This window comes from candidate division KSB1 bacterium (genome assembly GCA_034521575.1).
In the GTDB taxonomy this organism is placed as follows: Bacteria; Zhuqueibacterota; Zhuqueibacteria; order Residuimicrobiales; family Krinioviventaceae; genus JAXHMJ01.
In genome coordinates this window covers 1,925,096-1,950,147 of sequence record JAXHMJ010000005.1, presented here as the reverse complement: position 1 = coordinate 1,950,147, position 25,052 = coordinate 1,925,096, and the positions used below count along the sequence as shown (strand labels likewise).

At 51.6% G+C, this 25,052-nt stretch carries 22 protein-coding genes and 1 pseudogene; 18 read left to right on the top strand and 5 right to left on the bottom strand.

Going from position 1 to position 25,052, the window contains the following annotated elements; translation table 11 throughout:
• Positions 1 to 19 precede the first annotated feature (19 nt).
• Positions 20 to 517 (top strand): rubrerythrin family protein, encoded by a 498-nt coding sequence (locus U5R06_21720; GenBank protein MDZ7725362.1) that lies wholly within the window; start codon positions 20 to 22, stop codon positions 515 to 517.
• On the opposite strand, the pseudogene rbsK reads toward U5R06_21720, so the two are convergent.
• The 5 genes and pseudogenes from rbsK to U5R06_21695 form a co-directional block, all read right to left on the bottom strand.
• Positions 514 to 1,402: pseudogene (rbsK, locus tag U5R06_21715) on the bottom strand (ribokinase). The gene U5R06_21720 and the pseudogene rbsK overlap by 4 nt on opposite strands.
• 73 nt (positions 1,403 to 1,475) lie before the next feature.
• The gene (locus U5R06_21710; GenBank protein ID MDZ7725361.1) at positions 1,476 to 2,480 is read right to left on the bottom strand and encodes a GRP family sugar transporter; all 1,005 of its coding nucleotides are present in this window, start codon (positions 2,478 to 2,480) and stop codon (positions 1,476 to 1,478) included.
• A gap of 131 nt (positions 2,481 to 2,611) precedes the next feature.
• Positions 2,612 to 3,643 carry a LacI family DNA-binding transcriptional regulator gene (locus U5R06_21705; protein MDZ7725360.1) on the bottom strand — a complete coding sequence of 344 codons (1,032 nt, stop codon included), beginning with the start codon at positions 3,641 to 3,643 and terminating at the stop codon, positions 2,612 to 2,614.
• A gap of 30 nt (positions 3,644 to 3,673) precedes the next feature.
• Positions 3,674 to 4,072 carry a hypothetical protein gene (locus U5R06_21700; protein ID MDZ7725359.1) on the bottom strand — a complete coding sequence of 133 codons (399 nt, stop codon included), beginning with the start codon at positions 4,070 to 4,072 and terminating at the stop codon, positions 3,674 to 3,676.
• 160 nt (positions 4,073 to 4,232) lie between these two features.
• A complete protein-coding gene (locus tag U5R06_21695) occupies positions 4,233 to 4,592 on the bottom strand; it encodes a hypothetical protein (GenBank protein ID MDZ7725358.1) in 360 nt (119 codons plus the stop codon).
• A gap of 692 nt (positions 4,593 to 5,284) precedes the next feature.
• Between U5R06_21695 and U5R06_21690 the strand changes: the two genes are divergently transcribed.
• The 17 genes from U5R06_21690 to U5R06_21610 all read left to right on the top strand — a co-directional run bounded on the left by U5R06_21690 (position 5,285) and on the right by U5R06_21610 (position 25,045).
• Positions 5,285 to 5,566, top strand: coding sequence for a hypothetical protein (locus U5R06_21690; GenBank protein ID MDZ7725357.1), 282 nt, complete (start codon positions 5,285 to 5,287; stop codon positions 5,564 to 5,566).
• The gene (locus tag U5R06_21685; protein ID MDZ7725356.1) at positions 5,514 to 5,855 is read left to right on the top strand and encodes a hypothetical protein; all 342 of its coding nucleotides are present in this window, start codon (positions 5,514 to 5,516) and stop codon (positions 5,853 to 5,855) included. Before U5R06_21690 ends, U5R06_21685 begins: the two co-directional genes overlap by 53 nt.
• A 127-nt stretch (positions 5,856 to 5,982) precedes the next feature.
• On the top strand, positions 5,983 to 6,783 hold the full coding sequence (locus U5R06_21680) for a type II CAAX endopeptidase family protein (protein MDZ7725355.1): 801 nt from the start codon (positions 5,983 to 5,985) through the stop codon (positions 6,781 to 6,783).
• Positions 6,784 to 6,786: 3 nt separating this feature from the next.
• Positions 6,787 to 7,158 (top strand): hypothetical protein, encoded by a 372-nt coding sequence (locus tag U5R06_21675; protein ID MDZ7725354.1) that lies wholly within the window; start codon positions 6,787 to 6,789, stop codon positions 7,156 to 7,158.
• 12 nt (positions 7,159 to 7,170) lie between these two features.
• Complete coding sequence (locus U5R06_21670; GenBank protein MDZ7725353.1) at positions 7,171 to 7,419, top strand: hypothetical protein; 249 nt, start codon at positions 7,171 to 7,173, stop codon at positions 7,417 to 7,419.
• Between the two features lie 136 nt (positions 7,420 to 7,555).
• Positions 7,556 to 7,747, top strand: a complete 192-nt coding sequence (locus U5R06_21665) for a nucleotidyltransferase domain-containing protein (GenBank protein MDZ7725352.1) — start codon at positions 7,556 to 7,558, stop codon at positions 7,745 to 7,747.
• A gap of 121 nt (positions 7,748 to 7,868) precedes the next feature.
• The gene (locus tag U5R06_21660; GenBank protein MDZ7725351.1) at positions 7,869 to 9,260 is read left to right on the top strand and encodes an IS1380 family transposase; all 1,392 of its coding nucleotides are present in this window, start codon (positions 7,869 to 7,871) and stop codon (positions 9,258 to 9,260) included.
• 810 nt (positions 9,261 to 10,070) lie between these two features.
• Positions 10,071 to 10,217 (top strand): hypothetical protein, encoded by a 147-nt coding sequence (locus tag U5R06_21655; protein MDZ7725350.1) that lies wholly within the window; start codon positions 10,071 to 10,073, stop codon positions 10,215 to 10,217.
• A 242-nt stretch (positions 10,218 to 10,459) separates the two neighbouring features.
• A complete protein-coding gene (locus U5R06_21650; protein MDZ7725349.1) occupies positions 10,460 to 14,341 on the top strand; it encodes a T9SS type A sorting domain-containing protein in 3,882 nt (1,293 codons plus the stop codon).
• A 98-nt stretch (positions 14,342 to 14,439) separates the two neighbouring features.
• The gene (locus U5R06_21645) at positions 14,440 to 16,293 is read left to right on the top strand and encodes an AGE family epimerase/isomerase (GenBank protein ID MDZ7725348.1); all 1,854 of its coding nucleotides are present in this window, start codon (positions 14,440 to 14,442) and stop codon (positions 16,291 to 16,293) included.
• Positions 16,294 to 16,504: 211 nt separating this feature from the next.
• Complete coding sequence (locus U5R06_21640) at positions 16,505 to 17,437, top strand: alpha/beta hydrolase (GenBank protein ID MDZ7725347.1); 933 nt, start codon at positions 16,505 to 16,507, stop codon at positions 17,435 to 17,437.
• A 14-nt stretch (positions 17,438 to 17,451) separates the two neighbouring features.
• Positions 17,452 to 19,059, top strand: coding sequence for a sulfatase (locus U5R06_21635; protein ID MDZ7725346.1), 1,608 nt, complete (start codon positions 17,452 to 17,454; stop codon positions 19,057 to 19,059).
• Positions 19,060 to 19,064: 5 nt separating this feature from the next.
• A complete protein-coding gene (locus U5R06_21630) occupies positions 19,065 to 20,117 on the top strand; it encodes a sulfatase-like hydrolase/transferase (protein MDZ7725345.1) in 1,053 nt (350 codons plus the stop codon).
• On the top strand, positions 20,114 to 20,476 hold the full coding sequence (locus U5R06_21625) for a hypothetical protein (GenBank protein ID MDZ7725344.1): 363 nt from the start codon (positions 20,114 to 20,116) through the stop codon (positions 20,474 to 20,476). The genes U5R06_21630 and U5R06_21625 overlap by 4 nt, the downstream gene beginning before the upstream one ends.
• Positions 20,473 to 22,398 carry a glycoside hydrolase family 97 catalytic domain-containing protein gene (locus U5R06_21620; GenBank protein MDZ7725343.1) on the top strand — a complete coding sequence of 642 codons (1,926 nt, stop codon included), beginning with the start codon at positions 20,473 to 20,475 and terminating at the stop codon, positions 22,396 to 22,398. The genes U5R06_21625 and U5R06_21620 overlap by 4 nt, the downstream gene beginning before the upstream one ends.
• Positions 22,399 to 22,422: 24 nt before the next feature.
• Positions 22,423 to 24,786 carry a GH116 family glycosyl hydrolase gene (locus U5R06_21615; protein MDZ7725342.1) on the top strand — a complete coding sequence of 788 codons (2,364 nt, stop codon included), beginning with the start codon at positions 22,423 to 22,425 and terminating at the stop codon, positions 24,784 to 24,786.
• Positions 24,743 to 25,045, top strand: a complete 303-nt coding sequence (locus U5R06_21610) for a hypothetical protein (GenBank protein ID MDZ7725341.1) — start codon at positions 24,743 to 24,745, stop codon at positions 25,043 to 25,045. The genes U5R06_21615 and U5R06_21610 overlap by 44 nt, the downstream gene beginning before the upstream one ends.
• Positions 25,046 to 25,052: the final 7 nt, after the last annotated feature.

Below are 25,052 nucleotides of genomic sequence, written 5' to 3'. Positions count from 1 at the left end.
TTTTAACAGGAGACCGTTTATGTCTACAAAAGATAATCTCAAGGAAGCGTTTGCAGGTGAAAGTCAAGCCAACCGGATGTATCTGGCCTTTGCAGCCAGGGCTGAAAAAGACGGACTGCATCAGGTGGCCAAACTGTTTCGGGCCGCTGCCGAGGCTGAAACCGTGCATGCATTGGCTCATTTTCGCGTGATGGAAGGGATCAATGATACGATTGAAAATCTCAAGGCCGCCATCGAAGGTGAAGGCTATGAGTTTCAAACCATGTATCCTGATTTTGTAGAGCAGGCCAAACAGGACGGGGAGAAAAAGGCACAAAAGTCTTTTGAGTTTGCCATGGCTGTTGAAAAAATACATCATGATCTGTATTCCAAAGCTCTTGAGGCCGTGGAAAACGGACAGGATATGCCGGAAACGCCGGTTTATGTTTGTCCGGTCTGCGGCAATACAGTCGAAGGCGATGTGCCGGATTCCTGTCCGATTTGTAATGTGCCGGGCAGCAAATTTAAAGAGATTTAACTGTTTTCTTTGCCTTTTAGCAGATTCAGTATAGCATCCCGATGCGGCGCTGACGGCTGCGCTCCAAGCTGGGTCACAGAAAGCGCAGCCGCTGCATTGGCGAATTTGATTGCATTCTGCAGCGGTTGTTTTTCTGCAAGACCCACTGCAAGCGCCCCGTTAAACACATCTCCCGCAGCTGTGGTATCGACGGCCTTGACTGAAAAACCGGGAATGTGTTCACCTGTGTTCTGATCGGATATATAAACACCTTTCTTCCCGAGCGTAATAATAACCGTGCCGATGCCTTTGGCGTGCAGAATGTCCGCAGCTTTTTGCGCCGAATCATTGTCCTGCACCTCGATTCCGGTCAACAGCCGGGTCTCACTTTCATTCGGCGTGATGATATCCACAGTGTTCAGCAACTCATCGGACAGCGGCTGCGCCGGAGCCGGATTCAGAATGGTTGTCAGGTTGTATTTGAGCGCAAGCTCCGCGGCAGCCTGTATGGTCTGCAACGGAATCTCCAGCTGCATGACCAGTATGTCCGCCGATTCAAGACTTGCTTCGGCCTTTTTGATAACATCCGGCTGGAGCCGGGCGTTTGCGCCGGATGCCACTGCAATGCTGTTTTCCCCGCTGTCCGAAACAAAGATTTCCGCCACACCGGAAGGCGCCTCAGGGTCTCTGCTGACGCCTGCTGTGTCGATGTGATCCGCTTTCAAGCCCTCCAGCGCTTTGTCTCCAAACATATCCCGGCCCAGTTTGGCAACAAACGCCACGTTTCCACCGGCACGCGCTGCCGCAACCGCCTGGTTTGCGCCTTTGCCGCCGGCTGCGGTTGAGAATCGCCCCCCCCAGTACGGTTTCACCGGGTGCGGGAATGTGAGGGACCTTGATGATCATATCCGTGTTTGAACTTCCGATGACCACAATATTTGTTTGCTGATTGTTCAAAAAAATCTCCTTTTGTTGTTTGTCACGCGACACGCGCCCAGATGATCAATCCCAGTCCCACAAAGAAAAAGATAAACATCAATGTGATGAGAGGAGTGGTGCCTTTGGGCGCGTTTTTGAATTCTTTCCAGATAAATACACCCCACAACGCGGCGATCATGGTGGCGCCCTGCCCCAATCCGTAGGAAATGGCATAACCGGCTTCCCCTGCTGCAATGATGCTGAATGACATGCCGATACTCCAGATGATACCGCCCAAAATGCCGATCAAATGTAAGCGCGGATTTCCTTTTTTAAAATAATCGCGGTAACTTACCGGTTCGCCGGACACGGGTTTGCGCATGAGAATGGTGTTCCAGAGAAAATTGGACAGCAGTAGTCCCACTGCAAATACGACCACAGCAGTGTAAGGTGTCATTTTACCGGCCTGGGGGTGTAAAAAGTTTTCCGACATGGATGCAGCCACAAAACGGTAGAAAAATCCCATCGCCACACCGCCGATGACGGAAAAAAGCAGTCCTTTGGCCGTGCTTTGCTGTCTGCCGCTGGATAAACGTTTGTAGGCGATCGAATCCAGTACAATCGCCAGCACGACAAATCCAACACCGCCGAACAACACAACCGGATTTCCGACAGGTACCGCCAGATAGTTGGAAATCACGCCGATCACCAGCGCCAAGCCAATGCCCACCGGAAAGGCGACGGCCATACCGGCAATGTCGATGGCCACAACAATCAGAATATTGGCAAAATTGAATACAACTCCGCCCAAAAAGGCTGATCCGAGCGCAGAGGCATCCGCCTGAGCCAGGTCCGGAAGAAAGCTGCGTCCCAGTGAACCGAGACTTCCGAGTGTAAACGCGAAAACCAGGGATAATAACAGCACGCCCAGTGCATAATCCCAGTAAAACAACTGAAATTTCCATTCTTTGCTGGCAAGCTTCTGAGTGTTGGCCCAGGACCCCCAGCACAGCATTGTCACAAAACACATGACAACGGCAACAGCATACGATTGTACGACGACCATAAACTCTCCTTGTTAAAGTGTTGGTGTAAACGGTTGATTATCGAGTCCAATTATATCATCTGTTTGAGTGAATTCATAAATATACATGTCTTTACATGCTTTTCGTCGTGATGGTTTTGAAATATTACTTTCTAGAGGGATTGGTTGATCCTTTTTACAGAGTCGCGAACAATCATTTTTGTGGATAATGTGATATTTTTATTGAATTCCAGTTTGGTGTTGCTGATTTGTCTGAACAGAATCTTGACGGCAATTTGACCGATTTCCATATTTTGCTGCGCCACCGTGGTCATGGGCGTTTTAAGGAGATTGGAATAAGGCTGTTCATCGAATGATATCATGGATATATCATCCGGCACATAAAGTCCTTTTTCCGCCAAAGCTTTCAAAGCCCCCAATGATATCAGGTTGCTGGCTGCGAATACAGCGGTGGGACGTGGATGATGGCGGGCGAGTATTTTCATCTCCAGATAGCCGTTTTCTTCACCGAAACTGTCGCCCACGATTAAGGTATCGTTAAATGGCAAATCTGACGCCTGCAGGGCGTCCCGGTAACCGCGCAAGCGGTCTATGTTGGGAGTGGTATCGGGAATTCCCTGGATAAAGGCAATGTGGCGATGACCGGCCTTGATCAGGTACTGGACCGCATGGTACGCACCCTTGTAATTGTCTGATCCCACAAACGGAACGTCCGTGTTCGGAAAATACCGATCAACGATCACAACGGGTGTGCCGCCATGATGGATTTGTTCAATTGCACCGCCCTGCAATCCGACCGGAGCAATGATCATACCGTCCACTTTTCTCTGTTCCAGCAGGGACAAGGAAGCGTATTCCGTCTCCATATCCTCCTGTGAATCGCATAAAATGATCGAGTATTTATATTTTCGGGCTTCCTGCTCCACACTTTTGGCAATGCTTGCAAAAAAGGGATTGGAAATATCAGGAATCACCAAACCAATTGTCTGAGTTTTTTGCATTTTGAGTCCGCGCGCCATCGGATTGGGAATGAAATGCAACTCACGCGCTTTGCTGAAAACAAGCTCGCGTGTTGTCTTACTGATGCGGTATTGATCGGCTTTGTGATTCAATACCCGCGACACCGTGGTGGGCGAAACGCCCAGGTCACTGGCAATGGTTTGTAGTGTGGTTGGTTTTTTCATAAGTAGAACAATGTGGCGCAAACGTTTGCGCTAATATGCGAAAAAAAATGATATTGTCAAGGAAAGAATCTGGGGCTGTATCAAAAGTGAATGGATTGGGCCATTTTCTAAAAAATAGTACAAGCGCAGCAGAGTCTGCGGCGGTTCTGAGATGTGCAGTTTGACCAATGGATCAATATCCTTCCGGGTTTGCGGATATATTTCGTAAACCGGATAGTCGACCAGGCGCGGACACCAATAGTCGATAAAATCGTGGATTTCGTTTGCGGTAAACCCATTGGCCGTCAAATTCTGCCTGAAAAAAGCATCAAGATCGCTCTGTTCCACCGTCCAGCCGCTGTGCGTTTGCAAGCGGTTGGGAATGCTGCATTCATAGAAGAGAAACCCGTAGGTTTGATCATGGATATGGGTTTGGTCACGATTCATCATCCACTGCGAAAGAATCGGCAAGGTCCCGCATAAATGCCTTTGATTTATCAGTTTTTTGTTTATCTCGCTGACTCTCAGCCGATTGCACGGATTTGCTGTACTCGAAGTTCAGACCGCCGTCAGTTACGACCGGTCATGCTGAATTTACAGACGTTGCGACTCAACTGGACGGACGCCAGGCAGACACGCCGAAATAAGCAGCGACAATGACGGTCAGAAAGCCTTCCAGCCAGATGAACAGCGACGCGTTTTCTTTAAAGCAGGTCAGGATATCGGAACCGGTCAGGCCGTCGATGAACGCGGCCATGAAAACCAGGACCAGTGAAGCGAGCAGCGTCATCAGGGCCAGATACGCCATGCGCCGTCTGTTTTTGAACCGCTGTTTTGAATATTCGATCAGGTTGGTCTTGTCCGCATCGGACAGGGTGTCGCTTTCAGCGATCTCGATCATAATGCGCAGCGGATCGCGGCTGGATTCCGGAACGGTTTTGTCCATTACCGGCACAACGGATGTTGCCATATGTACGCCCTCCCGTGTTGTTTTATACATATCGGCGATGCCGGCTGCACCGCCCTGGATTGAAAATACACATTTGACAGACAGGATGCAAGCGGAAAGTAGACTCGGGCCTAACGATGTGGTGAAACCGCATATGCTGTTGACCGGACTGCGGCACCTATGCCCCGCTCAGAGGGTCGACATATATATTACTCACCGGGCACTCGAACGAAAAGCCGGATTGGTTTAGCTTTTACTGTTTAAAAAATTAATCCTTTGTTTTTATAATTTCAAGCTTGGATCGCGTGCCCCCTGGACATCCTTTGCCGTTCTCGCTGAAAGTTGTACTATGAGATTGGATTTTGTGAAAGCGTTTGGATGCTTTTTTTATGAGCCCTGAAAGGGCGATATCGGCCAGCCTTGCATTTCAAAAGTTGAGCAATATATTTCGGAGATATTGGGATAAACATAGGTTTGTATCAGGGGGGATTGGCAAAACGGTTATGGGGTTTTTTCGACCCATCCGTCTAAGATTATGGTTCCGTATTAAAGACGGCAGTGCCTCTTTCATTTTTGCAGCTGTTGCAATAAATCTTGTTTTTGCTGTTATTTTTTTTATATTGCTATCAAAGATAGGCGGGTTTGTGAACAAATCATTTTTGTATAGATGTGAATAACGAATCCGCCCTACCAAACCCATTATAACTGATTTTATGATTGAACTTTATATCAAATTTCCCGGCTGGCTGATCGATGCGGTCAAATCCCGCACCTCGTTTCCGGATGATCCGGCGCGCATGGGCTTTGTTGTTGATTTGGCGCGTCAGAATGTCGAGCAGGGCAGCGGCGGACCCTTTGGCGCCGCGGTGTTTGACTGTGAATCCGGAGAGCTGGTTTCAGCCGGAGTGAATCTGGTGACACGCTCGAATTTATCCGTGTGCCATGCCGAGATACTGGCGTTGTCCGCGGCGCAGCGCCGGTTGCGGCAGTACTGATCTGAGCCGGCACAGCGGACGGCTGGTGCTGTATTCCAGCGCCGAACCCTGTCTGATGTGTTTCGGCGCCGTGCTGTGGTCCGGGGTCCGCGGGTTGGTGTACGGCGCGGCCAAAGCGGATGTGGAGGCCATCGGTTTTGACGAAGGTCCGAAACCGGCGGACTGGATCGAGTCGCTGCGCGAGCGCGGTGTCGAGGTGATCAGCGGGGTATTGCGGGACGAGGCGGTGCGGGTGCTGAATACATATGCTCGACAAAATGGCGTGATTTACAATCCGGGTGATCAATAACATCAATCAGGCCGGACAGAAAGATGTCAGTGATTTTTGTAGAGCGAATTGACGGCGGCTGAAAGTCTGTGTTTAGGGATAAACCGGATTGATAAAATCGATATTCACCTGTTTATAAAGGGCTTATATGAAACAGGTAAAGTATGGGTTGCTGGTTTTTTACGGATTTGCCTTTATGATTTCCTGGACATTCTGGCTGCTCATGTCCCGGGTGGTGGTCGGCGGCTCGCCGTTTAATCCGCTGACCATTCTGCTCTCGACGCTGGGGGCGGCCGGACCGCTGCTGGCGTTGTTGATTTTGGACCGGATCGGCGGAACCCATCATCTGAAAACTATTTTTTCAACCCTGCGTATTCGCAGCGCCGGCAAAGGACTTTTAGCGCTGTGCGTGCTGGCGCTGCCGCTGCTGCGTATTGCCGGGAATGCGATTCACGCTTTAAAGCCGAATGCATCGTTTCAGATTATCAAAGACGGTCCTGCCGATTTGGGGTGGGCGGTGATTCCGGTGATGCTTATTCATTTTGCCACGGCGTTTTTCACCAGTCCGCTGCTGGAAGAACCTGGATGGCGGGGATTTGCGCTGCCGCGTCTGCAGTCCCGGTTCGGTACGCTGGCCGGAAGTGCGGTTGTCGGCGTGCTGTGGTGGCTGTGGCATCAGCCTATGAATATAGCGTTTGGTATTGAACCGAGCCTTTATGGATTTCTCTCCATGCTGTCGGTGTCGTTTGTGATCGATTCCCTGTACAACCGGTCCGGTCGAAATCTGCTGACCGCCATGCTGGTTCACCAATCCGGCGGTACGGTGATTATGTTTTTTTATCAGCCGGATCATAATCTCATTGCGCTGCTGCCGTTGATGCTGTTTGCAATTGCTTTGAACGTATTGTCCTATCAAAATACGCCTGTTCCTGAATCTATCGAAAGGTGAGTGATGGCCGATACGAACCTGATCCACCGCAACGAGACCCGGATTTGTGCGGCGCGCGCATTTCTAAAAAAGGGAGATGACAGACAGGCGCTGCAGCTTGCAAAACTCGCTAAAGCCGAGGCTTTGACGATCAAGAATGTCTGGTTTACTCCCACACCGGACCGCTACGGTTATGGAACGGCCCGCTATTTGTTTGATGCGCTTGTCTATGTATACGCCAAAGCCGGACGCAAGGATCTGGCCATCCGGTTTATCCGATCCGTGCAGGATGAAAAAATGCGTATGGATCAAGTCATCTGCACCGCTATACCCGTGAGCCGCATGCCGGGGCTCACGCGCCTGAATAGGAACAGGTTCCGGTGTTTCACCGCATAGAGGCGTTTGACCATGGATAAAAAAAGTTTTATCGGATTGATTTTGGCTGCGGTGTTTTGTCTGATTGTGGCTGGGGTCTGTATCAATGAACTGCTGCTGGCGGTGCGCAACGGATATATTAAAGACCCGGTGAACCGGGGGCAGCAATTGAGCGAGCGCGTTTATGTGCTGATGCTGATCCTATACAGCGCTGCGGTGATAGCCGCCGGAGGACTGGGCGTGTATTTTGGCATGCAGATTGTAGAGTTCCTGGCCGTATGAGAACAGCAGCGAAATGTCTTGCGAATTTTGATAATTATTTATATTATGATAAAAAAGTGCATTGATATGTGATGAATACGAAAACAAAAATATTTGATATCTTTCGGGAAAACCGTTATGACTATATAAATTAGGGGTGCAAAAGATAGGACTATTCGGTTCCTATGTGCGGGATGAGCAAAATTTTGAAAGTGATATAGATATTCTTGTGGAATTTGAACCTGAAAAGAAAAACTATGATAATTTTGCCCGTCTTTCCGATCTCCTTGAAGACTTTAACAAAAAGTTGAAATTGTTACGCAGGCCTTACTTTTGCCATATATCTTAAACCTAAACTGAGCGATTCTTCGAAAAATAAAAAACCTTTTGGGATTATAATGGATTGTTATTATTTTAATTAAGACAAAATCAACTAAAATCAATCCACGCACCCAAAAGGTGACAATAATATGAAGAAAAAAACCAATTCAAAGCAAGTAAAAATTTCAAAAATCGAGGTCACAACTGAAAAAATGAGCGGGCGCGGCGGCCTGTTTTTCTTTATCAAATATGTCGAAAACATTGGTTTTTTCAAGCTTTTCGAACAATGTCTTGGTTCTCTAAAAGGTTCGGCCAAGGGCATTAGTTGCTTTCAGTTTATTAAACAAGTTGTGGGCTGGTTCATTGATGGCACCGACCGTTCCATGTTAGGCTTTGATCGACGTAAAAACGACGACGCTTATGCCGCGCTCCTAGAGAATGAGCCTTGGCACATGGCGACATCGCATCAGATAAAGAGAATGTTTCGCCGACTTGGTTTTGTCGGACAATGGCTCTTTCGTTCTATTTTGCTCAAGCTTTTTATCTGGCGCCTTCATGTTGAAAAGCCCAAAGTGATCATATTATTCGCTGATACGGTGGTCTTTGACAATGACGATGCCCAAAAACGTCAAGGCGTTAAGCCAACTTATAAGAAGAAAAAGGGCTTTCAGCCGCTGCAAATCAGCTGGGGGCCTTATGTGGTGGATGCATTGTTCCGTCCTGGCAATGTGCACTGCAATCATGGGACAGATTTGAGAAAAGCTGTTGGACGTTTGGTCAAAGCGATTCGAACCCATTATGCTGATGTGCCAATCATACTGCTTAAAGACAGCGGTTTTTTAGATGATAAGAATTTCAGATTTTTTGAAGAACGCCTCGGCATTCATTATGCGTGCAGCGGAAAGCTCTATAAGGGTATTAAACAATATGTTAAAGAAGTTCCTGTTGATCGATTTCACTTGTATCAAATGTCGTGGTCGTTTGTTGAATTTGGTAACCGGCTTGACACGTGGTCTACATTTCGGCGATGCATTTTCACATCACAAGAAACCGAAGATAATGGCCAGATGACCTTTGATTTTGCTCGACCGGACAATGTGATTTATACAAACATTGGCCAGAATAAAGAATGTGATGAAAAGCTGGTGCAGGCAGTTGGCGATGACTATTTAAAGGCGGAAAAGATCATTGAATTGGATCATAGTCGCGGCAAGGGTGAACTTGTTCATCGTTCACAAAAGGATTTTGTCGTATGCGAGCAGCTTCCCTTTAAAGGCTTTGGAATGAACAGAGCCTTTTATTACATTTTTTTGATGAGTCATTTTCTATACGAAGCTTTCAAGCGTGATATGACCCAGGATGTGTTACCGGTTACGAGCTATCCCAGCACTTTTCGCCGGACTGTAATTGATTTTGCTGTCAAGATAATATCGACGAGTCAACAGGTAATCTTGAAAGTCACCCAAGCTACTTATGATGCATTAAAAATTCCACTTTTATGGCAGGCGATTCGCGAACAAAAACCAGCTTTCATGACATAGAGCAAAATGTTTCCAGAAAATTTTATTTCACAGGATTGATACGCCCTAATGTTAGTTTTTTCATGTTTTTAGGCATAGTTCATTTTAAAAACAGGTAAAAAGACTTTTGTAACATGAAAACAGAATAGAATTTACACAAATAGACATGACTGGCTCCCTTTTGAGCCAGTTTATTTTGTTCTGTTTTAAAATCGCTCAATTTAGGTTAAAGGAAGTTGAGTATCAATAGGCTGTCCCCGGGTGCCGGCAGGACAGCCTTTCTCCGGATTTCATGTTCAAGGCCGTGTGAAGAGCCTGTCGCTCATTTCTGAATTGTGGTTTCAGTGCTCTGTCAAGCGTGCTGGGATCCGGTGAGGGTACAGGGTGTTTTTGCCGCCAGCGGGACGGATGTCCCAATCCAGTTGACGCCCCGGGTGGATATCCGGGGCGATCTTGCAATAACAACTCGTTTGAGTCCTGTGTCTTTAATGGCGGCACCTGGAACGCCCATGTGGTGAACGGCACAGGTAACTGTTTTGAGAATTGCACGTTCATGAATGGAATGCTCGTTTTCAGGGTACTGTAACCTGGAATCCTTATGAAAGTGAGCCTCAGACCTATACGGAAATGCCAAGATTGGTAAATATGGGTCAAAGGACACGACGATTAACAATAAAACAATTCCATTATGCTTTGCATTGAGTCAAAACTATCCCAATCCCTTCAATCCCGAGACTCGTATCACTTGTAACATCCCGGTATCGGATCATGTGGTCATTGATATATATGACATTCAGGGTCGCAAAGTATCCACCTTGTTAAACAGAACCGTTGAACCCGGTCATCACCGGATTGCTGTTGTTTTATCTGAACCGCAAACAGCCGGATCGTTATGATGAGTTTATGTACAAAGCGACGGCTCTCATCGATCACATGCTGAAATCCGTGCAAAACATAAAAGGATGTGCCAATGGATAATGATTCACTGACCGCCAAGCGAACAAAGCTTTTTCTTTAGCGGACGCTTTCGATCGCCCTGTCTTTCATGCACAAATTATGCTTTTCTATGCTTCTGCGTTTACTATTTACCCGCTCAAAATGTGATAGAACTGATATTTTCTGTAAACAATCTTTATTCCCTGTGAAAAATCTTGATATTTTACAATATTCTCTTATATTAGACTGGTATATAACAGTCTGCATAAAGGAGAGAGAATGTTATGAGACGCATGTGTGTGTTGATTGCGGTTGTCCTGTTTGTGACCGGTACATTGTGGGGGCAGGTCAGCGGCTATACGGATTCTTTTGACGGCGAGATGAGGTTTACAGGGCCGCCGACATTCGGGTTTGATCAAAATGACGGAGTTTTGAATGTGCATGTGCGCAAGCAGTTCAGTGCGCGCTGGCAGGGGGTCACCTATACACTCGGGGATACGCTGGACTTGTCCGGGCATCCTTTTTTAAACCTAAAGCTAAAAGCGGATACGCCCTTTTTGCTGACTGTGAGCATTGTGGACGCGGATGACAACAATATGGCGTTTTCGCGCAAAGTCTACGCGTCAGACACCTGGGTGACGCTGCCGTTTGATTTTTCCGCGGACCGGAAAGTGGACAAGACGCGCATTAGCAAATTAATTCTCGCCCCGAACGGCAACACCCATGATGCATTGCAGGCCGAACTGTACCTGGATGAGCTCACCGCCGGCGAGGATGCCGCCAAACTGGCGGGCATAGGCGCGATGGGCGCTCTGACGGTATTTACCGGTACGACCGGCAACCGTTTCGAGGCGGTGGATTTGACCAACGCTGATTCTGTGGGCATAGTTTCGGTGCAGGGACTGCTCGAGAATCTTCAGGTCTCAGAGGTAACATCCCGGGTTGCCCAAGTGTCTTTTGATGCTGCTGATACAGTGGCAACGGACACGCTGATCCTGACTGCGTTCGGGGCTAAAGATTACACGGATAATACCATCCGGGTGCCGGTCACCATCAACGGCAATCAGCCGCCGATACTGGACGCTGTGGCGGATCAGCAGGTTATGGCCGGGGACACGACGCTGATCCGGCTCACCGGCATATCCGACGGCAATCCCGCTGTGGAACAACCCGTACTGATTCATGTGACCAGCAGCAATCAGGCCGCACTGCCCGACAGTCTGTTTGATCTAAATTATAACCCGGGCGATACACAGGCCATGCTGGGATTCAAGACGCTGGCCGCGGATTCCGGTATCACGGTGACTCTGCATCTGAATGATCAATACGCTCAACAGAATACCTGTGAAACCTCGTTTGATGTGCGTTCCTGGGAGCAGATCAACCATCAACCACAGATCGATTTTGTACCGGATCAGTATGTGTATCTGGAACATGGTCAACAGAGCCTGATCCTGACGGGAATCAACGACGGTGATGACGGTACACAGACGCTGGATATTCAGGCGCAGAGTTCTGTCGACTCTGTGATATCACAGGCTTTTCTGAATCTCGTTTACACTCAGGGGTCAGATCAGGCTAAGCTGATGTATACGCCCTCGAGTTCCGGAACCACTGAAATTACACTGACTTTGAATGATGACGGGGGCGCCGGGTTTAACAACGGCGATGCATCGACCGTGATCTCTTTTGAGATTCAGGTCGGCACCCTGCCGCTCACCGGCCATGCCGCGCGCATGACCGATCTGCAGAACTGGGGCGTGGATGACGTGCCCAACACCCAGGTGCCGGAAATCGGTTCGTTTCACGGCAAAGACAATGTGCTTAAAATTCAACTCAAGAACAAGCCGTGCTGGACGGGCACGATTTATTTTACGCCGGACCTGAACGTGAATGAACACCGCTATCTGAGTTATGATATCTATTTTGAGGGCGGTGATTTTCATATTGACGGCGCCGGTCTGGGTCAGGGACTGACGCACTGTTATTTTTACGACGACGGCTGGGATTCGGATTTGGACCGCAATGTGGATGCGGCGCACGATCAGCGCAAGCGTGTCTATGAACAGCAATGGCAAACCGTGTTGATGGATTTCCGCGGCAAAGGCGGTATGAACAATGCCGAAGGTCAACCCATCGATGTGCGCCGGATTCAAAAAGTGTTGCTCAATTACGCCAGCGAATTCACCTGGCCGTTTCCGCACGACAACGGTACCGTATACATTGCCAATCTGCGCCTCGGCAGCGCGGTGCCGGACAGTCTGGTTCCCGAAATCGAGCCCGCCTGCGGACTGGATCCGGTGCCGGATCAGGTGTTCTACCAAAACAGCGGTGCACACACGCTGACGCTGACCGGCATTACCAGCAATGTGCAGGGAGTTGAACCGGAGATCACCGCAATGAGCACGGATACATCAATCATCATGCATCCGGAGCTCAGTCCGTTGCAGGGCGACAGTGTTCTGATGACCGTTACGCCGGCTCCGGATCAGACCGGTTATGTGCAAATTATTTTAAAAGTTTCCGCAGAGGGCGCGCGAAGCCGAACCCGCCGGGTTGACGTGAACGTGATCAACGACCAGTCACATGTCAGTATCAAGATTCTTCGCGATACGCTGTTTCAGGAAATTCGTGGATTTGGCACGTTTCAGTTTGAAGGACAGCAAAACTATATTGACTGGTATACCGAGGATCTGGGCGCATCAGCCGTGCGTACCGGTTTGATCAGCAATCAGATCGAACCGGTGAATGACAACAATGATCCGGATGTGCTGAATCTGAACGCCTTTGACAAGAGCGCCTTTGATTTTGATTATTACCGCGAACTCCAGGCCAGAGGCGTAGAGACCTTTATTTTGACCTCCTGGTCGCCGCCGGCGTGGATGAAACGCAATTTGTCCGTGGCCTATGGCTATGCGTCGGCGCCGCATTACGCAGCCACCGACAATGTGCTGGAGCCCTATTATTACGATGAATTTGCCGAGAGCCTCGTCGCGGCGGTCGAGTCGTTCAGAGACGAAGCCGGTGTGCATATAGATGCCGTGGGACCGCAGAACGAACCGGCGTTCACCGAGCCGTATGCTTCGGCTGTGTTTGATCCGACGCATTACACGCGGCTGATGCGGGTGGTGGGCGCACGCTTTGCCCGCGAAGGCCTGGCGACGCAGCTGTACATGCCGGAGCAGGTGTTCACCCAGTCGCATTATTCCATGCAGGAATATGTCAACTCGATCAAAAACAGCAGCACTGCGGATCGGGTTACGGGTATTATTGCCACGCACGGCTACGGTGAGAGCGGCGTGAACGCGGCGCAGCCGAGCTATGCCGGCTGGCAGGATCTGTGGCAACAAAGCCAATCCTGTGCGTACGAAAAAGAATTGTGGATGACCGAAACCTATCCGGAATACAAGGATTGGAATTCCGCCCTGTCTCTGGCCGGAGCCATTCACGGGGCCCTGGTGTACGGCAATGTCAGTTTGTGGACGCTCTGGAATATTGAAGGCACGCTCATGGACAAGAACGAGCCCACAGCCAGTTTTTACACGTCAAAAAATTATTACAAATACATTCGTCCGGGCGCCCGCCGGGCGCGCATTGTGGATGATCATGATGATATCCTGGCCTCCGGATTCATTCACCCGGACACCAAACAGCAGACGATCGTGATCATCAACAAAGGCAGTGAGCCCCTGAGCATTCGTCTCACCGGCGGACGGCATGCAGAGACCTATGATACCTGGACCACGGCCGAACACCTGAATTTCGAATACCGCGGCATCACCTCCGGTAACGGATCGGTGGCGCTGCCGGCCCGCAGCGTCACGACGCTGGTGGGCAGCATCAGCGGAGATGTGGTCGTGGCTGTTGATGAAAAAGAAGCGCAGCCGACCGCTTTCCGCCTGCATCAAAATTATCCGAATCCGTTCAATCCTGTGACCCGTATCCGGTTTCAGGTTCCGGAGACGGCACAGGCCACGCTGATGATTTACAATATTCTGGGTCAAAAGGTCAGGACGTTGCTGAACCGAACAATCGAGGCGGGAGAACACCAGATCACCTGGGACGGCAGCAACGATTACGGTCTGCAGGTGGGAAGCGGTGTGTATTTTTACCAGATCCGTTCCGGTGACCGGGTCCTGTCGAAAAAATGTATATTGCTGCGATAAAAGTGCAGCGAATTTAATACAGAATGATACTGGATGCTCATTTCATGCAGCTGCTGATCATGACGTCGGCGGCTGCAAAGCAAACTCTGGAGATGTAAATGTCACGATTGTATCTGTTGTTTTTTACGGCTCTCATTTTCTTCAATATCGGTGCAGCGCAGTCTGTTCTGCAGTCCGATTATCTGACGCACCCGTCGAAAAATATCGATTATGTACTCGGTGAAGCCGAATTCTGGTCGCATGCCCGGGACAGCGTCAACGGCGGGTTCTTTTCCTATCTGAACCGCGATGCCACACAGATTACGGATTCGCTAAAGTCTTTGCCCGGTAACTCGCGGCTGGCATTCGCCTTTTCGCGTGCGTTTATGCTCACCGGCAATACTGATTATTTAGATTATGCCTGTCACGCCCTGGACTTTTTATATACGCACGGCTGGGATACAACCAACGGCGGCTGGTATTTTACCACGGATGCTGCGGGAATGCTCCAGGCCTGGAATCAATGGTGGGATCCCAACACCTGGAAATGGTCGTTTACTCAGCATTACGCGCTGGTCGGGATCGCGCCCGTGGTCGAAGCCACGGGCGGTGTGCATGCTGGCGCCTATCCGCCCGACTATGAGGCACCCGTGGATTCGCTCAGTCACTGGGACTGGATGATGCGCGGTTTTGATATGCTGGATGCGCAGATGTGGGATCACCGGCCGGAATACGCCGGTTATTTTGCGGATGCGGACCTGGACTGGTCGAATGCGCGTGGCAAAGGGTTTACGCCCACCGTGGACGGCGTGACCACCAACGCTCTGATCCTGTATCTGCTGACCAAAGAGGATATGTTTCGCGACCGGCTGCTGACCATGGCGGACATTATGGACGAACGCCTGGTGGCCAGTATGGATAATCCGCAGGTTAAATTCGGATTTGCCGAAGAATATGACTCGGACTGGAACCTGAACACCGAGAGCGCCGGCGGTAGTGTGGGACATGTGCTGAAAACCGCCTGGTGTCTGGCGCGCGCCTATATGGTGGAACCGCGCGAGGCCTATCGGGATGCGGCGCAGCGGTTGATTCTGGACATGTGGGAAAACGGAGGATTCGATCATGTGCACGGCGGTCCCCTGATGGGATACAACTGGAAAACCGGGGAAGTGGATGCCGGCAAGGATTACTGGATGGTGGAACAGGCGGTGATGTGCGGATTGATCAATTATTATATCGCTGAATCCGACAGCATGCGCCGTCTCTGCCTGCAGATGGCGGATGAATCCATTGACTTTTATATGAATTATCTGCGCGATGACGTGTACGGCGGGTCGTTTTCCCAGACCCGTGTTGAGGGTGAGGTGACCAATGACACCAAGGGCGATATCTGGAAAAACGGCTATCACGGCGTGGAACTGGGATATCTGACCTATCTGTATACGAATTTATATGTGCATCAGCAGCCGGTGCAGCTGTATTATCATTTTGAGGCGGCGGAGCGTCAGCGCATTGTCGAGCTGTATCCCCTGGCCATTCCGGATCAGCATCTCAAAATCACAGCTGTGGAACGGGAGGGTCAGGACTGGCCGCAGTACGACCGCGATGCCCGCAGCATCACCCTGCCGGCGGATTCCGGCGGCACGTTTTGCGTGACCTTTGAGAATACCGGCGCCCCGCTGTTTGTCGCGGATGAGCCGAACACCATCGATCGCTTGCGGCTGCAGCCGGCGTTCCCGAATCCGTTCAACCACGCAACGCGTATTGAATTTCATCTGCCTAAACAGATGCAGGTGCAGCTTGCTGTCTATAACACCCTCGGTCAGCAAGTGCGGCATCTGGACTATGGACGCATGGCTTCAGGTGTGCACGCCGTGACCCTGAATGCGGCTGATTTTTCATCCGGTGTTTATTTTTATCAGCTGCAGGCGGATCAACAGGTGCGCACCGGTAAACTGACGCTGATCAAGTGAGCGGCTGCATGATTGAACAGCATGGCGTGCCGGGATCAAAGCATGTAAAGAACTGATTTAGAAAAGACTGTACTGTTTTGTTTTCAAATCGATAAATGAAACGGCTACAAACAGGTTTATCGTATCCGCATCACTGATGCTGCTTTTGTCTCTGAACCCCGGTACGTATCACGAAAAAAGATTGGCTTGATGCAATGATTAGAGGACTCGCATGAATATTAAACTGCTTTTAATGATGGCTCTGTTCCTGCCGGTTTTGACAGTTGGCGCTCAGGATCTGGTGCTGCCGTTGTGGCCGGACGGCATTCCGAATTTTCAGCAGACCGATGAAACCGAACAGCTCGAGGACACCGGCCGATTGATCAAGATCAGCAGCGTGCAGAAACCGGATATATCAGTATTTCTTCCGGCGCAGGGTATTGCCACCGGTCAGGCTGTGGTGATTTGTCCGGGCGGCGGCTACTGGATTCTGGCGTATGACTGGGAAGGCACGGATATGGCAAAATGGCTGAATTCCAAAGGTATTGCCGCGGTGGTTTTAAAATACCGTCTGCCGGTGTCCGAAAGCAATGTGGTGCGCCACAAATCGCCGCTCCTGGACGCGCAGCGCGCCCTGCGCCTGACCCGCTATCATGCGGATGACTGGCATATTCATCCCGACAAGGTGGGAATCATGGGATTTTCCGCCGGCGGCCATCTGGCGTCCACTGCCGGTACGCATTTTGACAGCGGTGACCCGGATGCTGAGGACCCCATCGAACGTTTGAGCTGTCGACCGGATTTTATGATTTTGGGCTATCCGGTGATCCGGTCGTTCGGCAAAGGCAGCGGATCGGTGAAAACCCTGCTGGGCCCGGATTCCACGAATCAGGAGTTGCTGGATTATTATTCGAATGAAAAGCAGGTGAGTGCAGACACGCCGCCGACGTTTCTGGTGCACGCCAATGATGACAGCGGTGTGCCTGTGGAGCATTCGCTGGCGTTTTTCAAAGCGCTGCGGCATTTTGATATTCCGGCGGAAATGCATATTTATCCTGTCGGCGGACATGGATTTGCCCTCGGTCTGGATCGGGGACCTGTGCAAAGCTGGACCGACCGCTGCGTTGACTGGCTGCAGTGGCTGAACCGGGAGGATGTCAAATAGATAGGAGACAGAACATGAGATCAAATACCGATCAAACTCGTCGTCAATTTTTAAAAACGGCGGGATCGGCCGCTCTGGCCGGATTGTTTACCCCTATACTAAAATGCGGCGGGCGCACCCAACCGAATATTGTCTTGATCCTCGCGGATGATCTGGGCTGGACGGATGTCGGCTGTTACGGCAGCACGTTTTACGAGACCCCGAATATTGACCGTCTGGCCGCACAGGGTATGATATTCAGCGATGCCTATGCCGCGTGTCCGGTGTGTTCACCCACCCGGGCGGCGCTGCTGACCGGCCGGTATTCGGCGCGGCTGCATCTGACGGATTTTCTGCCCGGACGCCGCAATATGACCTGTCAGCCATTGTTGCAGCCCGACATTGAGCCGAATTTGCTGTTTTCCGAGACCACCCTGGCCGAAGCGCTGAAACCGCACGGGTATGTCACGGCCAGTATCGGCAAATGGCATCTGGGCGAAAAAGGGTCCTGGCCGCGCGATCACGGGTTTGACGTGAATGTGGCCGGATACGAAAAAGGGTTTCCGGCCTCGTATTTTTACCCGTACGAATCGGATAAACCGTTCAATCCCAGAATTAAAAACCTGGACGGCGGCAATCCCGGCGAATACCTGACCGACCGGCTGACCCACGAAGCGGTGCGCTTTATGGAAACGCATCAGAACGAGCCGTTTTTCCTGTATTTGTCGCATTACGCGGTACACGATCCGCTGCAGGCCAGACCGGAGCTGGTGGAAAAATACAAAGCCAAACTGGCGCATTCGGCGCGGCCGGACCGGCGCCCGTTCATTCTGGAAGGCAATCCGGCCTCGGAATTTCCGAAATTTTACAAACGTGATTCACTGGCTCGACTGATCGATGACCCCCGTTATGACGGTCACGGATATCTGCCGAACCGGTTGACCAAAATCAAGCAGATCCAGGACAATCCGGTGTACGCCGCCATGATCGAGAGTCTGGATGACAGCGTCGGCGCCGTGATGCAGGCGCTGGATGAACTCGGCCTGACGGATAACACGCTGCTGATTTTCACATCCGACAACGGCGGACAGGCTTCTCCGGATACCATCTCGACCTCGAATCTCCCCTTGCGCGGCGCCAAAGGCTGGCTGTACGAGGGCGGTATTCGCGAACCCCTGATCATCCGCTGGCCGGGACGCGTTGATCCCGGCTCGGAGTGCAGCGAACCGGTGATCAGCACGGATTTTTATCCGACGATTCTGGACGCGGCGGGTCTGCCGCTGATGCCGCAGCAGCATCGCGACGGATTCAGTCTCTCACCGGTTCTCAAAGGTGAGCGTCTCGAGCGTGAGGCTATTTACTGGCACTGGCCGCATTACAGCAATCACGGTCAACAGAGTCCGGGCGGCGCGGTGCGCATGGGCGATTACAAGCTGATTGAATATTATGAGAACGGCGCTGTGCAGCTGTTCAATCTGAAAACCGATATGGGCGAACAGCACAATCTGGCGGCTGAACAGCCGGATCGGGCGCAGCATATGCTTGCACGCCTGCGTGCCTGGCGCAAGGCGGTGAATGCGGATATGCCGCAACCGAATCCGGATTATGAACAGACGCCTGAGAACAGATTCGAGCGATGGTAGTTGAAATGAGTGTATCACGTCGACAATTTATCAAAAACGCAGCGCTGGGCTCAGCCGCGCTGGGTCTGGCGAGGTTCGGCTGCAGCAGGCCGAAACAGCCGAACATTATTTTTATTATGGCCGATGATCTGGGATACGGAGACCTGGGCTGTTACGGACAGACAAATTTCAGCACGCCGAATATTGATCAGCTGGCGCAGCAGGGCATGCGTTTTACTCAGCACTATGCCGGATCCACGGTGTGCGCGCCGTCGCGCTGTGTGCTGATGACCGGCAGACACACCGGACATGCGGTTGTGCGCGGCAATCGCCAGGCGGAGCCGCGCGGTCAGATGCCGCTGCCGGCGGACGAGACGACCGTGGCCGCCGCGCTGAAACAGGCCGGCTATGCCACCGGCTGTTTCGGAAAATGGGGACTGGGACTGGCGGATACACCCGGCGATCCTCAGAAACACGGATTTGACACGTTTTGCGGCTATTACGATCAGGTGCGCGCTCACAATGCATTCCCCGCGTTTATTTATAAAAACGCCGGGAAAATCCATCTGGATAACGAGGTGGTTTACATGCCGAAAGACCACTGGTCAAAGGGTCTGGGCAGTTATTCGACTGAAAAAAACGAGTATGCCCGCCATGTGGTTGCCGACGAAGCATTGAAATTTATTGAACAACACCAAAACCGGCCGTTTTTCCTCTATTTTCCCACCACCATACCGCATGACAATGGAGAGGCAGCGGAGGGAGCGAAAAATGAAGTGCCGGAGATTCATCCGGATTATCGCGATAAACCGTGGAGCCACGAGCAGAAACAGTACGCCACGGTTATCCGCATCCTGGATGATTATGTGGGGCGCATTCTGACAAAGCTGAAAGAACTGGGTCTGGAAAAAAACACCCTGATGGTGTTTACCAGTGACAACGGCGCCATGCCGGCGCCCTGGTGTCAGACGTTCCGCAGCAACGGTCCTCTGCGCGGCGCCAAACGTGATTTGTACGAGGGGGTATCCGTGTTCCGTTCATTGCCAGGTGGCCGGGACAGGTGCAGCCGGGCAGCGTGAGTGAGCACATATCGGCGTTCTGGGATGTGTTTCCGACGCTGTGCGAGATTGCCGGCGCGCCGGCCCCGCAACGTGACGCTATATCGATGCTGCCGGAACTGACCGGCGGAGAACAGCCGCAGCACGAGTATCTGTACTGGGAGTTTTACTGGTGGCAGGCGCCGCGACAGGCGGCACGTCAGGGCGACTGGAAAGCGGTGCGCCAGTCCGGGCCCGATTCACCGATGGAATTGTACCATTTGACGCAGGATCCCGGCGAACAGCAGGACCTGGCGATGCAGCATCCTGAAAAACTTGCAGAATTTAAAGACATTTTTAATAGCGCGCATACTGAATCTGAATTATGGGAGTTGACATGAGAATTGTTGTTTTTCTTTTAATCACGGCCGTTGCAATTGCCGCGGCTCCGATTCATGTGTCGGTGCCGTCCCCTGATGGCGACCTTGTTTTATCGGTGGGCAGCGAATCCGGTACACCGTTTTATACACTTTCCGGCGCCGGGGCAGAGCTGATTGAAGCGTCGCTTCTGGGCCTGGCCGGGCAGAACCTGGACCTGGCCAATCGACTGCAGTTCGACTCGGTCTCTGACATTACAGCCGCTCGGGAGCAGTACACGCTGATCAGCGGCAAACAGCGGGTGATTGATGATGGTTACAATCAGGCTGCCGTGCATTTTGTCAATGCGGACGGCGACAAACTGAGCATCGAGGTGCGCGTATTTGACAGCGGCGCAGCGTTCCGTTACCGGATCGACCGGGCGGCCGGAGCAGACCGCTGCCGGATCGTTTACGAACAGACCACGTTCAATCTGCCGCAGCCCGGGACCGCCTGGATGCACCCCTACGACCGCATCTCCAAATGGACGCCGGGATACGAAACCTATTATGAAAACGCCGTTCCCATCGGCACCCCGGCGCCTTTGGCCATGCGCGGCTGGGCGTTTCCCATGCTGTTCGAAACAGCCGGACACTGGATGCTGGTCACCGAAGCCGGATCTGAACTCTCGGTTGGCATGCATCTGCAGCCCGAGTGTCCGGGCGGTGAATACAAAGTGCGCTTTCCGGAACAGGACGAAGCCTACGGGGTGTGCGGCGTTGAGCCGGTGGTGTCGTTACCCTGGTCCTCCGCCTGGCGCGTGATCCTGGCGGGTCCGGATCTGAACGCGATTGTCGAGTCCAATGTGGTGACGTCTTTGAGCGCGGATTCGAAACTGGATCAAACCGACTGGATTCAGCCGGGCCGTTCCAGCTGGAGCTGGTGGTCGCTGTCGGACAGTCCCAAAGATTTTGATATATTAAAAGAGTTTGTTGATTTTTCCGCCCAGATGGGCTGGGAGTATTCCCTGGTGGACGCCAACTGGAACATGATGGAAAACGGCGATCTGCAACAACTGGCGCAGTATGCCAGTGAACAAAATGTCGGACTGCTGGTATGGTACAACTCCGGCGGGCCGCACAATACAGTGGGCGAACAGCTGCGCGGCCGCATGCACAAAGCCGAGGCGCGGCGTCAGGAATTTGCCTGGCTGGAAAAAATCGGCGTCAAAGGCATCAAGGTGGATTTTTTTCAGAGCGACAAACCCTGTATTATGCAGCAGTATACCGATATCCTGCGCGATGCGGTCGACGCCGGGCTGGTGGTGAATTTTCACGGCTGTACCATTCCACGCGGCTGGCGCCGCACCTGGCCGAATCTGCTCACGCTTGAATCGGTCAAAGGCGCAGAATGTTACCGGTTTGATAAAGAGTTCGGGCACCGCGCGCCGCTGCTGAATACGATTTATCCCTTTACCCGCAATGTCATCGGTCCTATGGACTATACACCGGTCACTTTTTCACATCACACGGTACCGCACCACACCTCGGATGCGCACGAACTGGCCCTGTCCGTGGTGTTTGAATCCGGGATACTGCACGCCGCCGATCATGTTGATGTCTACCGGTCGCAGCCCAAAGCGGTTCAGGACTTTCTCCGGCGCGTGCCCGTGGTCTGGGACGAAACCCGGCTGATCAGCGGCTATCCGGGACGCGACGCGGTGATGGCGCGCCGCAGCGGTGAAATCTGGTACATTGCCGGCATCAACGGAGAATTTCAGGAAAAGACGCTGCGCCTGAATTTTGATTTTCTGTCGGATGCATCCTATCACGTTCATATCATTTCGGACGGTTCTTTGCGCAGCGACTATGATTTTAAAACCATAACCGTCAACACGGGTGATCAAACGGAGATTCAAATAGCGCGCTACGGCGGATTTGCGGCGTATGCAACGCCTGTTAAATAATGTTTTGAATAATTTGAGGATTTTATGAAATTTATAAAAATGTTCATTATTGCAGCCATGTTGACCTCGCTGCTGTCAGCATCTGAAATATACAAATCATCCTACCGGCCTCGCAGCGGCATTGCGCACGGCGGACTGGGCACCGGATCTGTGGAACTGCGCAAGGACGGACAGTTTTACAACTGGTCGATCTTTAACAATTATCCGCTGGGCGCCGGTCCGGTGTTTGAGATTCCGGCGCATCCGCGCAGTCATGACGATAAATCGCTGCTGTTTTTCATCGTGCGCTATCAGGTGGAGGGAAAAGATCCGCAACTGAAACTGCTGCAGCTGAACCGCGGCTATAACGAAGCCGGTCTGGAGGGTATCGCCTATTACTATCCCTGGTTAAATGGCATTGACGAGATCGAATATGAAGCGCGGTTTCCGTATACGGACATGACCTTTCGTGATTCCGGGATGCCGTTCGAGATCGATGTGACAGTCTACAATCCCTTTATCCCGTTTGATGTCAAGAATTCATCACTGCCGGGTGTGTATTTTGATTTCAAGGTTCGCAATACCTCCTCGAAAGACGTGAACGTGTTCCTGATCGCATCCCTGCGCAATCTGGTGGGGTATGACACCGTGGACAAATACTTTACCGCGGATATTGTTGAAAAAGACGCCTATAAAGTTTTGAATATGAGCGCCGGTGATCTGGATCCAGAGTACCGCACCTACGGGCATATGGGTCTGGCTTCACTATCCGGCGAGTCCACCTATTATCTGGGCTGGGAGCACAAGCACCCCTATTACGAACGGCTGGTGGTCGAAAATCATTTTCCCAATATTGATGACACGGCCGGCCGCAATGTTACGCTGGACAACGGTGAAAAGCGCGGACGCATTGCCGAGGGCGGCACCAAAGACCAGCGGCATTTCAGTTCCATCGGCATCACCCGTGATTTGAGCGCCGGCGAAGAATTTAACCATTCCTTTGTGTTTACCTGGTATTTTCCCAATGCCTGGGGCGCGCATCAGGCGCAGGACGGCATGCAGCCCATCGAATGGCTGCAGCAGGACGATTACAGGATCAATTACACCAAAACCAAACGCATTGGACATTATTACAATAATTTCTTTGACAGTGCAGCCGGGGTTGCTGATTACATGGTGCAGCAGAAAGCGCCGTTATCACGACAGACACGCCGTTTTTTCGATGATTTTTACGCCAGTGATCTGCCGCAGTTTGCCCTGAACCAGATTAACTCGCAGCTGAATACGTTTATCGCCAGCTCTACCCTGGACCGGGACGGCAACTTTGCCATCCGCGAAGGCATGGCCCCGAATAAATCCTGGGGACCCAACGGCACCATGGATGTGTCTCTGTATGGGTCCGCCAGTGTGTTGTCGCTGTTCCCGGACCTGCAGAAATCGACCATGCGCCGTCACAAACACTGTCAGACTGAGCGCGGTGAAATCGGTCACGGACTGGCCGTGGACCTGGATTATCTGCAGAGCGGCACCTGGGGCGTGTATCACCGTATCGATCTGCCCGGTAATTATATTCAGCAGGTGGTGCGCGATTATCTGTGGACCGGCGATGAAGACTATATGAAGGAAATGTGGCCGTCGTTGAAAAAGGCGTTCAATTACGTACTGAATGACCGGGACCAGGACGGTGATCTGCTGCCGGATATGGAAGGCATTATGTGCAGTTATGACAATTTTCCCATGTACGGAATGGCGTCGTATATTCACAGCCAGTGGCTGTGCGCCGCTGAAGGGATGGTACAGGCGGCCCGGGTGATGAACGATGAGGCCATGCAGCGCAAAAGCCGGAACGTGTTTGAGGTCACCCGGCAGCTGGTGGAAGACAAGCTGTGGAACGGCGAGTATTACATTCTGTACAATGACAAGGAGGGAGACAAAGGCGTGGACAATGCCTGTCTCACCGATCAGGTGATCGGCCAGTGGCTGGCGCATCAGAGCGGATTCGGGTATATCCTAAATCCGGAACACGTGCGCTCGGCCCTGCAGACGGTGCTGGACCTGTCCTACCAAGCGGATTTCGGTCTGCGCAACTGCACCTGGCCCGAGTATCCGGAATTGTATCCCATTCACGAGACCAATCTGTGGGTGGATCAGGCCAATACCTGCTGGACGGGTGTGGAACTGGGGTTTGCTTCGTTTCTCATGTACGAAGATATGTATGATGAGGCCATGTCTGTGATCAAGACCGTGGACGACCGCTACCGGGACAATGGTCTGTATTTTGATCATCAGGAATTCGGCGGTCATTATTTCCGGCCCATGTCCGCGTGGGCGATCATCAACGGTGTGCTGGGATTGAGCATTCGCAATGACCACTATTCCTTTCCCCTGTCATCCGGAGGATGCTTATAACCTCTTTTTTGCCTACAACCGCGGCACAGCGGATTTTATTAAAAAAGCGGAATCCGTGGCATTGCTGAACCATGCGGGCGAGATGCGCGTCCGGTCACTGACCCTGAACGATCTCGGAATCACCGCTGTGAAATCTGTACAGCTTTCGGATAAACCGCTGGCGTTTGATGCTCAGGAGACCGAAACCGGATGGGCGCTGAATTTTAAATCGGATGTGATGATCCCTGAATCGAAACAATTGCTTGTCAAATTAAAGTAGGAGCCGC